This window comes from Paenibacillus sp. LT-B23 (assembly GCF_059417685.1).
The window spans coordinates 1-13,807 of record NZ_JBSQBM010000012.1; the positions used below are offsets into that span (position 1 = coordinate 1).

The following is a 13,807-nucleotide window of genomic DNA, read 5'->3' on the forward strand; positions in this document are numbered from 1 at the left end:
CATGGAGCTGACCAATACTAATCGGTCGAGGGCTTATCCTAAGGATAGGACGCAATGGAGTTTCGGATCCAGTTTTCAGGGTGTAACCTTGAAACAAATGTTTGTTATTCCCTGATAGCTCAGTTGGTAGAGCACTCGACTGTTAATCGAGTTGTCACAGGTTCGAGTCCTGTTCGGGGAGCCATATGGAGAGGTGTCCGAGTTGGCCGAAGGAGCACGATTGGAAATCGTGTAGGCGCCAAAAGCGTCTCGAGGGTTCGAATCCCTCTCTCTCCGCCAGATATTATTTATTGTAAGGCCCGTTGGTCAAGCGGTTAAGACACCTCCCTTTCACGGAGGTAACAGGGGTTCGATTCCCCTACGGGTCATTAACTACTCTATAAAAGAGCTTGAAATAAAAAGCTTGTAATGGTATAATATGTGAAGTGTTGCGTTGTGGAGGCTTAGCTCAGCTGGGAGAGCATCTGCCTTACAAGCAGAGGGTCGGGGGTTCGAGCCCCTCAGCCTCCACCACTTGGAAAATTGAATACTTATTATTGTCGCGGGGTGGAGCAGTTCGGTAGCTCGTCGGGCTCATAACCCGAAGGTCACAGGTTCAAATCCTGTCCCCGCAATTAATTCCCCTTAGGAAATACCCTTGGAACTGTGGTGTAGAGGCCTAACATGCCTGCCTGTCACGCAGGAGATCGCGGGTTCGAATCCCGTCAGTTCCGCCATTTTAGTAATATAATATTTGTCGAAGAGCCTTAGAATAAGGCTCGGTAGCTCAGTCGGTAGAGCAGAGGACTGAAAATCCTCGTGTCGGCGGTTCGATTCCGTCCCGAGCCACTTTTAATTGAATAATTTATGTGCCGGTGTAGCTCAACTGGTAGAGCAACTGACTTGTAATCAGTAGGTTGGGGGTTCAAGTCCTCTCGCCGGCACCATTTTTGGAGGATTAGCGAAGTGGCCAAACGCATCAGACTGTAAATCTGCTCCCTTACGGGTTCGGTGGTTCGAATCCATCATCCTCCACCAGTTTTATAGGGGCATAGTTTAAAGGTAGAACAACGGTCTCCAAAACCGTTGGTGTGGGTTCAATTCCTGCTGCCCCTGCCAAATTTTTTTGTCTTTGTGGCGATCGTGGCGAAGTGGTTAACGCACCGGACTGTGACTCCGGCATTCGTGGGTTCAAGCCCCATCGGTCGCCCTTTACCTTTAATGGGGATTAGCCAAGCGGTAAGGCAACGGACTTTGACTCCGTCATGCATAGGTTCAAATCCTATATCCCCAGCCATCTTAATGCGGACGTGGCTCAGCGGTAGAGCATCGCCTTGCCAAGGCGAGGGTCGCGGGTTCGATTCCCGTCGTCCGCTTCGTTATACTTTGGCGCCATAGCCAAGTGGTAAGGCAAAGCTCTGCAAAAGCTTTATCCCCAGTTCGAGTCTGGGTGGCGCCTCCATAATTATATATGCCGGCGTGGCGGAATGGCAGACGCGCTCGACTCAAAATCGTGAGCGTAAGTCGAAGAAATAACCGCTAAAGCCTTGGTATGACTGATTTGTTTAGAAAGTGTTTCAAGAGTTCTCTCTTGTAGTTCTCTCCCTTTTCTCAAAGGGAGAACATTGATGCAGAGGAGATATATAGTGCGCCGATGTGGTGGAATTGGCAGACACGCCGCACTCAAAATGCGGTGCCGAGAGGCTTGCCGGTTCGAGTCCGGCCATCGGTATATCAAAAGGGTTATAAGATTGCTTTTTGAAGCAGTTTTATAATCCTTTTTTCATATACATTTCTTTAGATTTTAATTCGTTCACTCATTGCCTTGGCAGATGAGATTTTTGAGCTATATTCCAGGTGTGAATAAATATTTGCTGTGGTTGAGTAGTCACTGTGGCCAAGCCACTCCTGAACTTCCTTCATTCCTATTCCGCTGGCGAGTAACAGGCTTGCGCAGCTATGACGGAGGTCGTGATACCGGATATGCCTAAAACGATGTCTATCCAACTGGATAGAGAAATTTTGTGTAATGTAGCCAGGCTTAATTCTCCTCCCCAGCGCATCGACATAAATATATTCCAAATAGTCATAGCAGTAGGTGTCACCATAAGATGAGCGGTTAGCCACTTGTTGTTCCTTCATACGGATTAGCAGATCATAGAACGTATCCACCAGTGGTAATGTGCGACGACTCGCCTTGTTCTTCGTACGATCACTTTCAATTTCAATAAACTTTCCATCTAATGTCCCTGAGGTAACCGTATGCTTAATTGTAATGGTACGATTGACCAAGTCTATAGCTGACCATTTTAATCCCACCACTTCACTTCGTCTTAAACCATAAAAAGAACCGAGAATAACAGCGAGTTCTATTTTTTCGCCGCTAATAACGGATAGAAGTTGATTTATTTCCTCGACATTGTAAAAACTTGCTACGTAGTTGTTCTTTTTAGGACGTTCCACGAGAACAGCAGGATTTGCTACAATGAGCTTTATTTTTACTGCATACTGAAGGGCTTTACGGATGTTCGCATGGTAATGAATTACGGTATTGGCAGTTACACCTCGAACATTCATTTCATGCGTGTAGAAGGTCTGAATATCCTCTGTAGTCAAATCCTCAAGCATAATCCCCTTTTTACGGAAATAAGGATCTACACGGCCTTTTACAGCATTTGAATAGGAGATATAGGTGATAAGCTCAATGCTGTTCTTCATCATTTCCAGCCATTGCAGCATGAAGTCTGCAAACAGCCTTTTACTGTTAGCCGCGGGCGCGGTAGCTGCTACTGTAATAGCCTGCTTTTGTGCTTCCTCTGCTTGTACTTGTTCCTGCAGGTGATGATTCTTTCTGGCTTCTTGAAGTAAGATTTCAGCTCTTTTTTTATTTCCCTTTACGGGGAGGCCAGTCGAAATCCATTTTGGCTTTCGTTTGCCGTTCTCATCCTTGCAATTGAGAACGATATAGAAAAGCCCTTTCTTTTCTTGTAGGTGGCCTGCTATCATACCTGATCCTCCTTTGGTTAGCAGCCCATAAACCTACCATTGACACTTCAACTATAACACAGTACAATTAATAGTTCAATGCTTTAAAGCAGTGAAGTTATATTCTGAATTTATTTGTTGAGCATGTATCAATGATTGAAGGTAGGCTATAACATGGACTTTTGGTATCTTGTAGGCTCGTCCAATTTTAAAGTGAAGGATTCGATTGGCTTGTAAAAGTTTGTACGCACTTTTAGAACTAATTCCACCAAGCATTTCGCATAATTGCGGGATACTAACAACATCTGGATAATCTTTGAACATGGTGAGTAGCAAGTTAGTTTCCTTAGCTTCAAAAGTAGCATCATCTGACATAGAAAAGCTCTCCTTTCATGATGTATGTAGAAGCATAAGGCGGGCCATGTGCATAGTAGAAAAAAGTCCACATGTGATCATCTCCAAAGGATAAAGTTAGATGCTTCAAGCTGCCGCTGGTTAACCGGCATCATAGCTTTGGCCATCCCAAAGCTCCCCCTCATCCGAGCGAGCTGCCCCCAATGCAGTGACGCTGGCCGGGCAGAAGTATCATAATCCCTTTCGCCGGTTATGGCGATTCATCCCACCACAGGATGATTTCAGCCGAATAGATGGTCGCTCAGCTCAAATGAAAGAGCTTTTATGGCGTATCCGCTTCGTCGCTTCTGTTTTCGCAGAGGAGAAAGGAATGTACTTGAAACAAGCAGTATGAAGTTTTCAATGATCAAATTGTAATCAAGGAAGTAAATATACGATGATCGCTTCCTGTTATATAAATGGGGATTAGGAGAGGAAAGGGCAACTGTTTCCTGAAAATTTTCTCGAAATAGATTAAAATAGACTGTGTGAAAACAAGAACTGGCCCTGTGTAGTAAGATACACAGAGCCAATCCCTTTTTTATTCGTAGGTTCTAAGATCTAAGCGACGAACTACCATGATCTAGGCAATCGTCATCTGCTGTCGCAAGTCGGTTCCATTTGTTTTGCGTACTTAATAATAACTGGCTCATAACGAGTAATTAAATGCTAATAACCTGCATTATAATGGGCTTTAAATTGGGCTGAAAATTCGTATACTGGCTAGCAACGCTCTCTAATTTGTCTGAGCTCCCTTTCTGCAAGTGATGCGAAGCCTTCTTACTTGGCTTGAAGCTGGCGCAGCACAAGCACAACAAGGTACCTGCCTGTATACTTGTCTTTCATGTTAGAATGATTGTGAATCTTGTGTTTAAGGTTTTTATATCATGGAATTACTTCCCAGAACCAACAAATTGATTTCTAGCCGCACCTAGGCCAACGATACCGAGTAGGGCAGAAGCACCAACCAATATTAGGAGCGGAACGCTCCAACTATGACTGGCATCATGCAAGTATCCAATCAGCGCTGGGCCAATTGCTGCTAGCAGATATCCGATGGATTGGGCCATGCCCGATAATTCAGCCGCCTGATGGGCACTTTGGGTACGCAAGCCAAAAAACATCATGGACAAGCCAAAGGCAAAGCCCGCTCCAATTCCAAGAATAATAACCCAAAACAGAAGCAGATGGATACTACTATAAAGAAGTCCAAGTGTTCCGATCAAAAGTAGAATTGTTGTAATAACCACTAACAATCGTTGGCTAGACATGCGACCAGCCATAACTGGAACGATAAATGCAAAGGGGAGCGAAGCCATAATCAGAATCGAGAGAAACCAGCCGGATTGACTTGAACTGATGCCCTGATCTTTTAGTATTTCAGGCAGCCATGCCACCAGCACATAAAAAATGGCCGACTGTATTCCCATAAAAAGAGTCACCTGCCAAGCCAATGCAGAGCGCCATATATTGACCTGATGGTTGTTACCTGCGTTGTTGGCAACAGCGGCTGGTTTCGCTGGAGCCTTGAGTTGCGGTACCCAAAAGAGAACGGAGATGACGCTAAGTATCCCCCATATTCCCAAGGCTCCTTGCCAGTTCAAGCCTGCCCCCACAGCTAAGGGAACACTAATACCGGAAGCAATCGCCCCGCATAAATTCATGGAAACAGAATAAACTCCTGTCATAGTACCCATTTGCTGCGGAAATTCCCGTTTAATCAGGCTAGGTAGTAATACATTACATATGGTAATAGCAAACCCCAGAACTGCAGTTCCAACATACAAGGTCACTGCTCCGGATAACGAGCGAACAGCAATACCGATACACAAAAAAATAAGGGAAATCAGGATAATACGTTCTACACCATATTTACGCCCTAATTTTGGTACAAAAGGTGATAACAATGCAAATGCAATTAGTGGAACTGTGGTAATCAAGCCTGCAAAGGTATTTGAAATATGCACGTTCTCTCGAATAAGACTGACTAATGGTCCCACCGATGTGAGAGGAGCACGCAAATTCGCTGCGATAAAAATAATTCCTACGATCATGAACCAGAGTGTGGCTTGCTTGCGAATGCCGGTACTGGATATGCCATCCTGATTTTTTAACAATTGTTCTGGTGAATTCATAAGGGATCCTCCTACGTTTTAAGTTAATAATCGTCAATTTCATCCATGTGGAGGAAGTACCCTTAAGAGGGAATGTATTGTACATCACCAAACTGTGGGTCATAAAATGACTGTAATGTCCAACTGCGGCAAGCAATGTTCCTGTTTTCCTTGTTATTCAACGCTATATACGGTACGACTACAATTTGATCTGCTCTCTTTATGGTTGCCAGACGGTGAGCAAACATCAAAGTTGTTCTTCTCGCTGAAAGCTCTGCAAGAGAATGCTGAATTTCGGTATCCAGTGCAGAGGTGGTCTCGTCCAGGATCAGGGCTGGAGAATTCTTAAGGAACATCGCTAAATAGCCAGTCGCTGTTTTTGCCCCCCGGACAATCTACCCCACGTTCTCCGATCACTTAATACTTCCCTTCAGATTGTACAAGGATAAAAACCTCTAGTTAAGCCCAGTGAGCGAATTCCTGGATATTGTCATAAGCGATATTCTGACGGATGCTTTTTGAAAATAAATAGACATCCTGTTGGACAATCCCGATATTGCTGTAAAGGCAGGAGAGGGTAATATCGGTGATGTTCATTTCATCAATTCGTATGTTGCCTTGTGTAACTTCTTAAAAGTGTGGCAGCACACGGATCATCAGGTTAATATTGTTGTGAACCAGAGCGAAGCCCTCGTACCCAAATGAGATTTCCTCAAATGCAATTTTGCCTTGCAGTCCTCGGGACCATAGTGTGCCACCTCGCCTATTTCATTCAAGCCATTGGAAATTCGAATCATAAGGTGTCTGTTTTTATGGATATCATAGAAGCAAAAGGACAGCTTTTGCAGGTAGTCAAACATCTTTTTTCGTACATCGGTCTCTATATTAACACCCAACATATGTCAGCCATTATTCACAATGTACTTAAACAGTGGTATTCAATACATAAATGGCCAGAAACACCATAGAAGCCCCTATAACGAGGGACCATTTTTTTTCGGATAGAAGCTTGTATACGAATTGGTTTACTGCAATAGGAAAACCTAATTTGGGCAGGTCTGCTATCACCGCACAGGTGAAGTCCAATAAAACAGCTTTTTGTATGGCCGGTAATAGGAGAAAATAACGTCACAGTATGTTGATAAGCTCCAAACCTCTTATTCATGGGACTAGTCGTGTCCGTACATTTGAATGCTTCATTTAGCACAGTTTAGTATGGGCCTTTTCAATGTATAAACGAACAGCCACCTCAGCTTGGTGACAATCCTGATTGGCAATGGCTTGATAAAGCAAATCATGAGAGTCGAGATAAAAAGCCGCATTTTTGAAGTCCTTCGTTTCCAAAAGCATGTTTTGCAGTGCCTCGGAAATATGATTGTACAAATTCGCCATCAATTGGTTATGTGAAGCAGCAATCACCATTTTGTGAAACTCGACATCCCAGTGAGCATAAGCTTTGAGATCATGCTGGCTGGCTGCTTTTCTGCATTGGTCCAAGCATGTCCGAATCGCCTCCAAATCTTCTTCGCCTCTCCTGAGCGTAGCCAGGACAGCAGCCTCTCTTTCCAATGCATATCGGACCTCCAGGCTCTCAAGCTTATCGGTATGCTGAATCACTTTTTTAATCACTGACCCCAAAACACTTGAGGAGCAGACATAGGTCCCATCCCCTTGTCTGGTCTTCAGCAGACCCGCATACGTTAAAGCCCGAATAGCTTCCCTCAAGGTATTACGGCTGACTTGAAGCTGTTCCATTAATTCGGGCTCTGGAGGAATACGCATCCCTACTTGCCATTCGCTATTTTCGATCTTCCCCTGGATCTGGTAGGCCACCTGTTCCACCAAGGTTAAACGTTGAGTCTGGGCTAACAATAGCATCATTCCTTCATTAAACGTAGGATGTTTGGTATTTCGGTAGTATTATATCAGATTAACTTTAACTTGGAAAGATGAAATTGATAATTATTATCATTACTTTTTCAGAAAATACAATTGGAAAAGTAGATAATATGTAAATAAAAATGGACAGGCCATGCGAAGCCTACTCCACATGACCTGTCCATTTTTATTTATAACGACTAAGATCAAAGCGCCGAACTGCCAGGATAAAGGCAATCGTCAACTGTTGTTTGCAGTCCTCGTCCATACTTCCATTTCGTTTAGCGTATTTATTTATAACTGGCTCATAACGAGTGATCAACGTGGCTTCTGCCTCTTTGTCACCATTCTGCGCTAAATGGAGTAGAGTAGAAGTACTATTCATGTTTGTCCTCCTTTTATCATTCAATTGCAAAATATCAGCGCTGTATGATAAAGCGGGAGGACTGCGACAAGCAAACGAGCCTTTACCTTTCCATAATTCTTTTAAGCTTCACCAATAAGTTTGATTTCATTTTAGACACTGCTTGTTTGCTGATTCCTAAAATTCGAGCAATTTCTTTGTCAGTTTTATCTTCGTAATACTTATGATACACAATTTTTTGTTCTTTTAATGTGAGATGTGATAGTTCAGGAATTTGAGAAAAAACAAGAACATGTTGATGTTGTGACAAGTTGCTCTGATCAACTAGAAAATTGATACTAATCTCAAAAGTGACAGCATCGAAAGGAACAATATAAGTTGAATCGCGTCGCAGCTTTTCAAAATAATCTTTTTGAGCATGCTGTAGACAGGCTTTAACATAACTGCTGAATGCTCTTTCTAAGAAGTCATTAGCCTCAACCCTTAATGTCATAAGTTTCCAACTCCTCTCTGTAATTAAATGGGGATCAGAGTCGAAAAAAGGCAACCTCTAAAAAAAATCAAAGGTGGAGGTCTATAGGTAGTTTTCAGCATTAGTTACGCACCCCACCTTTGTAGGCGTCTATTGGAAATCTTCTCGAGCCTAATCCTCACTCCCTATTTGATAATGATATTGATAATCAATATCATTCATGTTATTATATTTTTGTTCAGAACTGAACAAAAATATAATAATCTAGTACCTTGACCAAAGTAAATCTAGGGATTGGGAAAAACTTCAAGCGGACCTGGTGCACGGCATGCATGAAATAAATCCAAAGATTTGACACGGTCAAGGTACTAGTTTGGCAAATGAAGTTGATCTGTAACTACTACAAGAGAGGAGAGATTGTGTAATTGGAATTTCAAAATCATTTTAAAGGTCGTCTTTACGAGCAATATATTAGAATGCTGCATTTGAATGAATTGTATACTGAACATGAAATTCACTTGTTTCGGGAGCAAGCCAGAAAGCATCAGATCGACATGCTCTCCAATAATATTACTAGTGTACACGTTATTGATTGCATTGGTGATCATGAACCAATAAATCATACTGGAATTGTAAGAAAAATGGATTTATCCAAAGCGAGCATTACAAATATTAGTTCAAAGTTGCTGGAAATGGGCTTTATCATGAGAAGTCAACTGAACAACAATCGTAAGGAGATTTACTTTAGTTTAACGGATAAGGGAAGACATGTTTATCATTTGCATAAAGAGATGCACAAAGAAAAAGAAGAAAGGTTTTACCAATTCATTGAATCCTATACAGAGGCTGAACTGCAGACTATTGGAAAATTCATGAGTGATCTGGTGGCGCGTGCCGAAGAATACTCCGAAGGGAAGTTTAAGATAAATGACGACATTAAAGATTGAGGAATTACGAGCAAAGATTGAAGGAAAAGAAATTTTAAAAGGGCTCACGCTGGAAATTCATGGCGGAGAGATTCATGCGATTATGGGGCCTAATGGGACGGGGAAAAGTACGTTGGCTTCGGCTTTAATGGGGCATCCCAAATATGAGGTTACTGACGGCAAGGTGATATTGGACAATGAAGACCTTCTGGAGATGGAGGTGGATGAGCGTGCTCGGGCAGGCTTGTTCCTTGCTATGCAATACCCAAGTGAAATTGCCGGCGTAACGAACTCGGACTTTCTCAGAAGTGCCATTAATGCACGGCGTGAAGAAGGCGAGGAGATATCCTTAATCCGTTTTGTTCGTGAAATGGAGAGCAAGATGAAGGGGCTGGAGATGAATCCAGAATTCGCCCATCGGTATTTAAATGAGGGATTTTCCGGTGGCGAAAAAAAACGGAATGAGATTTTGCAAATGATGCTGCTTGAACCCAAATTTGTAATTTTGGATGAAGTAGATTCCGGGCTTGATATTGATGCACTGCGTATTGTAGCCAATGGTGTAAATGAGTTGCGCAGTCCAGACAGAGGTTTTATCATCATTACCCATTATCAGCGCCTGCTGAACTATATTACCCCGGATTTTGTGCATGTCATGATGCAAGGTCGGATTGTCAAATCTGGTGGCCCGGAGCTTGCCCATCGTTTAGAGGCAGAAGGGTACGATTGGGTAAAAGAGGAGCTTGGAATTACGGATGAGACGGTAGGCGAGGAAGTTTGAAAGCTGAAGAGGGGGAAAAGCAGGTGGGTATACAAGCAAAAATTTCAATGAATGCGAACGCTTTATGCGCTTGGTCAAGTGCTAAGGATGAACCTCGTTGGTTGCTTGAACGCCGGATTCGGGCACTTGAGCTGACAGGGACGCTGGAGCTGCCTAAAGTGGAAAAAATTAAACTTGAAAAATGGGATATCTACGAAATTGGTGATTACAAAGCTGAGAATGCATGGTTAGGGTTGGAAGATGCGCCGGAGATTGTTCGAGGTTTAGTTGCCTCTTCGGTGGAAGGCGGACTCATCGTTCAGATCAATTCGGATGTAGTGTACACAGAATTGTCGGCTGATTTAGCCGCACAGGGTGTAATTTTAACTGATCTGCATACTGCGGTGAGAGAACATGAGGAATTGGTTCAATGTTATCTCGACGGGGCTGTAAAACCGGAAGAGCACAGATTGTCTGCTGTGCATAGTGCTTTATGGAGTGGTGGCGTTTTTCTATATGTCCCAGATGGTATAGAGGTTGAAGTTCCCATTCAAGCGATCTTTTATAGCGATACGAGCGGAGCGCTTTTTGCTCCTCACATCTTGATTGTGGCTGGTAACAACAGCAAGATCAGCTATGTGGATCATTATATATCGAGCAGAGATGATATCAAGGTTTTGCATAATGGTGTGGTAGAGGTGTTTGCAGGGGCAGGCTCCAAGGTGCAAGTTGCTTCTGTTCATCAGCTTGCTGCAGCAACAACGGATTTCACCCAGCGGCGTGCGGTTGCGCTTGCGGATGGTGGTGTAGAGTGGATTATCGGCGAGATGAATAATGGCTATACCGCCAGTGATACCAAAACATTGCTCCAGGGTAACGGGTCCATCTCTGACGCCAAGGTAATTGCGATAGGCTCTGGGGACCAGAAATTGAGTTATACTACGCAAGCCCAGCATTTTGGCAGAAGCTCGGCGAGTCAAATGATCACACGAGCAGTAATACGTGAAGAAGCTACGGCTATTATCAACGGGATTACAAAAATTGAAAAAGGTGCAACCCATTGTGATGGTCAGCAAACAGAACGTGTACTGATGTTAAGTCCAAATGCGCGCGGTGATGCCAATCCAATCCTGCTGATAGATGAGGATGATGTAACCGCCGGTCATGCTGCATCCGTGGGGCAAGTAAATGCGGAACAAATCTATTATCTGATGTCGCGCGGGATCTCACGGAGTGAAGCCGAATATCTTGTTATTTTCGGATTCCTTGCTCCTGTTATTTCGGAGATCCCGCTGGAGGGAGTGCGTAGCCGCCTGCAGGATGTAGTGGAGAAAAAGCTTGGCAGATCATAGGGAATCAGAGCCAATCAAAGTGAGTCTTATGAAAGTTAAAAGGAGCGATAACAATGGCTAAAAAAGCGCCGGATATGGGTGAATATAAATATGGGTTTCGCGACAAGCACCAGTCTATTTTTCAATCTGGAAAAGGTCTGACTGAAGAGATCGTCCGGGAAATATCCAGAATCAAGGAAGAGCCGGAGTGGATGCTCGATTTTCGGTTGAAAGCTTTGAAACAATTCTACAAAATGCCGATGCCTCAATGGGGAGCGGATTTGTCTGAACTAAATCTTGATAACATCCAATATTACGTTCGCCCGTCTGAAAAACAAGGAAAGACCTGGGAGGAGGTTCCCTCCGAGATCAAAGCAACTTTTGACAAGTTGGGGATTCCTGAAGCGGAGCAAAAGTTTCTAGCAGGCGTATCTGCTCAATACGAGTCGGAAGTAGTCTATCACAGTATGCGGAAGGAACTGGAGGATCAGGGCGTTGTTTTCCTTGATACGGATACTGCTTTAAAGCAATATCCTGAAGTGTTCAAGCAACATTTTGGAACGATCATCCCTCCCGCCGACAATAAATTTGCGGCGCTTAACAGTGCGGTTTGGTCAGGCGGCAGCTTTGTATACATCCCGAGGGGTGTTCAGTGTGAGGTTCCTATACAAGGGTATTTTCGTATTAATTCTGAAAATATGGGACAATTCGAGCGGACATTAATTATTGCCGAAGAGGGTAGTTTTATCCATTATGTTGAAGGATGCACAGCGCCTATTTATAGTACCAGTTCTCTGCATAGCGGAGTTATTGAAATTATTTGCCGGAAAGATTCCCGTGTCCGTTACACGACAATCCAGAATTGGGCGCCTAATATCTACAACTTGGTAACTCAAAGGGCTGTGGCAGAGGAAAATGCCACAATGGAATGGGTGGATGGCAACATCGGCTCCAAGGTAACCATGAAGTATCCGGCTGTAATATTGAAAGGAAGGGGAGCCAAGGGTTCCATCCTGTCTATTGCCGTAGCCGGTAAAGATCAGCATCAAGATGCCGGCGCAAAGGTCATTCACCTTGCTCCCGAGACAACATCTACGATTATATCCAAATCCATCAGCAAGCAGGGTGGCAAAGTAAACTACCGGGGATTGTCAAGCTTCAGCCGCGATTCCGCAGGATCTAAGTCCAATATTAAGTGTGATACGTTGATTTTGGACAACCTGTCAACATCAGATACGATTCCGTACAATGAAATTAAAAACGATCAGATTACTTTGGAGCACGAGGCAACAGTATCTAAGGTATCCGAGGAACAATTATTTTACTTAATGAGCCGCGGACTTACAGAACAGGACGCCACACAAATGATTGTAATGGGCTTTATTGAGCCGTTTACCAAAGAATTGCCGATGGAATATGCCGTTGAAATGAATAGGCTGATTCAATTTGAAATGGAAGGAAGCATTGGTTGATTCATTAATTTAATCAATCAAGCATTTTACTTTTTAAGAGGCACGGGGTGTATTTTCATGAAGAAAAAAAACTCAGACATCTCAGAATTAGATCAAATTACTCGCGAAAAAAAGAAAGTTCAATTCTACCTTAATATGATGTTAGGATTAAGCGCAAGTTGTGGTGTGATGATACCTACAGATCCCATTTATACGATTTTAATGGAACTTTCAGCTCAAGAGGCCTCTCTTATACAAAAAGCAAAGGATCAATTAGATGATCCAGAATGAAAGGGCATAAATTGAATGTTGATAAAACAATGAGAGGATCTGGCATAATGGAGGAAAATGAAATTTTATTCGATGAAGTATCGGAAGTGCTTCTCAAACTACGTCCATTTTTACTGCGTGACGGTGGAGACGCTGAACTGGTAGAGGTTGAGAACGGTATAGCCAAATTAAGATTTTTGGGAGCTTGCAACGGTTGCCCAAGTGCGACAATTACGTTAAAGGCTGCAATTGAACGTGCAATTCTTGAAGAGATTGAAGAGATTAAAGAAGTTGTACAAGTATTCTGAATTTATTTAGGTAAAAGACACTAAATGTATCCTCAAATGTACGCATACTGTGTGTCTGAGGCATCTTGAGAGAGCTGTCAGCACTCATTCGCTCGTTCTCACCATAGAGAAAGGAGCACACTTGAAGTGAATAATATGAAAGTATAAAGGATCAAGAAGCAGTCAAAGTTATGGCTTCTTATAAATGGGAATATGGAATGAGAAAGGCAACTATATATATAATAAAATGATAATATTTGGCTAAAATTAAATATTTTTGAAAATGCAAAGCCATATGAAGTGTACTCCATATGGCTTTGCAAATAATTAGTTGTAAAGATAAAAATCAATGCAACTAACTGCCAGTATAAAAGTAATTGTCAACTGTTGTTTGCAATCTTCATGAATGATTTCATTTTGCGTATTTATTGATAACTGGCTCATAATGGGTAATCAACTTGGCTTCAGCTTCTTTGTCACCTTTTGTGCTAAATGGAGCAGAGTTAAAATGCTATTCATGTTCATCCTCTTTTTATCGTCTAGAAGTGAATGATAGGTGAATTATGACATAAACGGAGGGCTACAACATAGGTTTAC

At 42.9% G+C, this 13,807-nt stretch carries 13 protein-coding genes, 15 tRNA genes and 1 pseudogene; 21 read left to right on the forward strand and 8 right to left on the reverse strand.

What is annotated here, in order from left to right:
- The first annotated feature begins 108 nt into the window (after positions 1 to 108).
- From ACWXW9_RS15755 to ACWXW9_RS15825, 15 genes are all read left to right on the forward strand, one after another.
- Positions 109 to 184 (forward strand) — tRNA-Asn (locus tag ACWXW9_RS15755).
- A 3-nt stretch (positions 185 to 187) separates the two neighbouring features.
- A tRNA-Ser gene (locus tag ACWXW9_RS15760) sits at positions 188 to 279 on the forward strand.
- A gap of 17 nt (positions 280 to 296) precedes the next feature.
- Positions 297 to 368 (forward strand) — tRNA-Glu (locus ACWXW9_RS15765).
- 69 nt (positions 369 to 437) lie between these two features.
- Positions 438 to 513, forward strand: a tRNA-Val gene (locus tag ACWXW9_RS15770).
- 27 nt (positions 514 to 540) lie between these two features.
- Positions 541 to 614, forward strand: a tRNA-Met gene (locus ACWXW9_RS15775).
- Between the two features lie 25 nt (positions 615 to 639).
- Positions 640 to 716 (forward strand) — tRNA-Asp (locus ACWXW9_RS15780).
- Between the two features lie 39 nt (positions 717 to 755).
- Positions 756 to 828 (forward strand) — tRNA-Phe (locus ACWXW9_RS15785).
- A 22-nt stretch (positions 829 to 850) separates the two neighbouring features.
- Positions 851 to 926 (forward strand) — tRNA-Thr (locus tag ACWXW9_RS15790).
- 5 nt (positions 927 to 931) lie between these two features.
- A tRNA-Tyr gene (locus tag ACWXW9_RS15795) sits at positions 932 to 1,017 on the forward strand.
- A 7-nt stretch (positions 1,018 to 1,024) separates the two neighbouring features.
- A tRNA-Trp gene (locus ACWXW9_RS15800) sits at positions 1,025 to 1,098 on the forward strand.
- Between the two features lie 18 nt (positions 1,099 to 1,116).
- Positions 1,117 to 1,189 (forward strand) — tRNA-His (locus tag ACWXW9_RS15805).
- A gap of 12 nt (positions 1,190 to 1,201) precedes the next feature.
- A tRNA-Gln gene (locus tag ACWXW9_RS15810) sits at positions 1,202 to 1,276 on the forward strand.
- A gap of 7 nt (positions 1,277 to 1,283) precedes the next feature.
- Positions 1,284 to 1,355, forward strand: a tRNA-Gly gene (locus ACWXW9_RS15815).
- A gap of 12 nt (positions 1,356 to 1,367) precedes the next feature.
- Positions 1,368 to 1,441, forward strand: a tRNA-Cys gene (locus tag ACWXW9_RS15820).
- A 188-nt stretch (positions 1,442 to 1,629) separates the two neighbouring features.
- Positions 1,630 to 1,711 (forward strand) — tRNA-Leu (locus ACWXW9_RS15825).
- A 65-nt stretch (positions 1,712 to 1,776) separates the two neighbouring features.
- Here ACWXW9_RS15825 and ACWXW9_RS15830 read toward each other — a convergent pair.
- The 7 genes and pseudogenes from ACWXW9_RS15830 to ACWXW9_RS15860 form a co-directional block, all read right to left on the reverse strand.
- On the reverse strand, positions 1,777 to 2,985 hold the full coding sequence (locus tag ACWXW9_RS15830; protein WP_494930174.1) for a tyrosine-type recombinase/integrase: 1,209 nt from the start codon (positions 2,983 to 2,985) through the stop codon (positions 1,777 to 1,779).
- 75 nt (positions 2,986 to 3,060) lie between these two features.
- Positions 3,061 to 3,339, reverse strand: a complete 279-nt coding sequence (locus ACWXW9_RS15835; protein WP_494930175.1) for a helix-turn-helix domain-containing protein — start codon at positions 3,337 to 3,339, stop codon at positions 3,061 to 3,063.
- Positions 3,340 to 4,250: 911 nt separating this feature from the next.
- Complete coding sequence (locus ACWXW9_RS15840; RefSeq protein ID WP_494930176.1) at positions 4,251 to 5,492, reverse strand: CynX/NimT family MFS transporter; 1,242 nt, start codon at positions 5,490 to 5,492, stop codon at positions 4,251 to 4,253.
- 173 nt (positions 5,493 to 5,665) lie between these two features.
- A pseudogene (locus ACWXW9_RS15845) lies at positions 5,666 to 6,101 on the reverse strand (ATP-binding cassette domain-containing protein); the annotation flags it as partial.
- A gap of 570 nt (positions 6,102 to 6,671) precedes the next feature.
- Complete coding sequence (locus tag ACWXW9_RS15850) at positions 6,672 to 7,343, reverse strand: FadR/GntR family transcriptional regulator (RefSeq protein WP_494930328.1); 672 nt, start codon at positions 7,341 to 7,343, stop codon at positions 6,672 to 6,674.
- Between the two features lie 193 nt (positions 7,344 to 7,536).
- Positions 7,537 to 7,734 carry a helix-turn-helix domain-containing protein gene (locus ACWXW9_RS15855; protein ID WP_494930177.1) on the reverse strand — a complete coding sequence of 66 codons (198 nt, stop codon included), beginning with the start codon at positions 7,732 to 7,734 and terminating at the stop codon, positions 7,537 to 7,539.
- An 82-nt stretch (positions 7,735 to 7,816) separates the two neighbouring features.
- On the reverse strand, positions 7,817 to 8,206 hold the full coding sequence (locus tag ACWXW9_RS15860) for a sigma-70 family RNA polymerase sigma factor (protein ID WP_494930178.1): 390 nt from the start codon (positions 8,204 to 8,206) through the stop codon (positions 7,817 to 7,819).
- A 404-nt stretch (positions 8,207 to 8,610) separates the two neighbouring features.
- On the opposite strand from ACWXW9_RS15860, the gene ACWXW9_RS15865 reads away from it, so the two are divergent.
- From ACWXW9_RS15865 to ACWXW9_RS15890, 6 genes are read left to right on the forward strand one after another with little or no spacing between them, the layout of a single operon-like run.
- Entirely contained in the window at positions 8,611 to 9,132 is a 522-nt protein-coding gene (locus tag ACWXW9_RS15865) for a MarR family transcriptional regulator (protein WP_494930180.1), read from the forward strand.
- Positions 9,113 to 9,892 (forward strand): Fe-S cluster assembly ATPase SufC, encoded by a 780-nt coding sequence (gene sufC / locus ACWXW9_RS15870; protein ID WP_494930181.1) that lies wholly within the window; start codon positions 9,113 to 9,115, stop codon positions 9,890 to 9,892. The genes ACWXW9_RS15865 and sufC overlap by 20 nt, the downstream gene beginning before the upstream one ends.
- A 23-nt stretch (positions 9,893 to 9,915) precedes the next feature.
- Positions 9,916 to 11,223 (forward strand): Fe-S cluster assembly protein SufD, encoded by a 1,308-nt coding sequence (gene sufD / locus ACWXW9_RS15875; RefSeq protein ID WP_494930182.1) that lies wholly within the window; start codon positions 9,916 to 9,918, stop codon positions 11,221 to 11,223.
- Positions 11,224 to 11,276: 53 nt separating this feature from the next.
- Positions 11,277 to 12,674: a Fe-S cluster assembly protein SufB gene (gene sufB, locus ACWXW9_RS15880; protein WP_494930183.1), complete on the forward strand. Its 1,398-nt coding sequence runs from the start codon at positions 11,277 to 11,279 to the stop codon at positions 12,672 to 12,674.
- 57 nt (positions 12,675 to 12,731) lie between these two features.
- The gene (locus tag ACWXW9_RS15885) at positions 12,732 to 12,944 is read left to right on the forward strand and encodes a hypothetical protein (protein WP_494930184.1); all 213 of its coding nucleotides are present in this window, start codon (positions 12,732 to 12,734) and stop codon (positions 12,942 to 12,944) included.
- A gap of 47 nt (positions 12,945 to 12,991) precedes the next feature.
- A complete protein-coding gene (locus ACWXW9_RS15890; protein ID WP_494930329.1) occupies positions 12,992 to 13,231 on the forward strand; it encodes a NifU family protein in 240 nt (79 codons plus the stop codon).
- Between the two features lie 391 nt (positions 13,232 to 13,622).
- On the opposite strand, the gene ACWXW9_RS15895 is transcribed toward ACWXW9_RS15890, so the two are convergent.
- Entirely contained in the window at positions 13,623 to 13,667 is a 45-nt protein-coding gene (locus ACWXW9_RS15895) for a hypothetical protein (RefSeq protein WP_494930330.1), read from the reverse strand.
- Positions 13,668 to 13,807: the final 140 nt, after the last annotated feature.